Below are 294 nucleotides of genomic sequence, written 5' to 3' on the forward strand. Positions count from 1 at the left end.
TATAAAAAAGTTCGATATTCAATACAATATTCTATACATAAGAGCAAAAGATCTTTCAACGGTAATTTATGTGGTCGTCCTTTACCAATATGACAAGGTAACTCCTTATTTAGCTCGGCCAACATGAGGTTAAATGTAGCCCAACTAACACCGGTAAGCCTACGAAACTTAACGTCTGATAATTTTTGAATATCTTTGAATTTCATCCAAGGATTATCCCTTGAATTAAATAATTTTGCTGATTAATTTAAGATCAAATAAATTGTACGTTTTTTGATTTATGACGGAAGTCTA

General features: G+C 31.0%; 1 pseudogene. It reads right to left on the reverse strand.

From position 1 onward, the window contains the following. Positions 1-206 (reverse strand): annotated as a pseudogene (locus A6M14_RS14175) (IS5/IS1182 family transposase); the annotation flags it as partial. Positions 207-294 lie beyond the last annotated feature (88 nt).

The sequence above is a fragment of the Acinetobacter portensis genome (assembly GCF_009372215.1).
Lineage (GTDB): Bacteria > Pseudomonadota > Gammaproteobacteria > Pseudomonadales > Moraxellaceae > Acinetobacter > Acinetobacter portensis.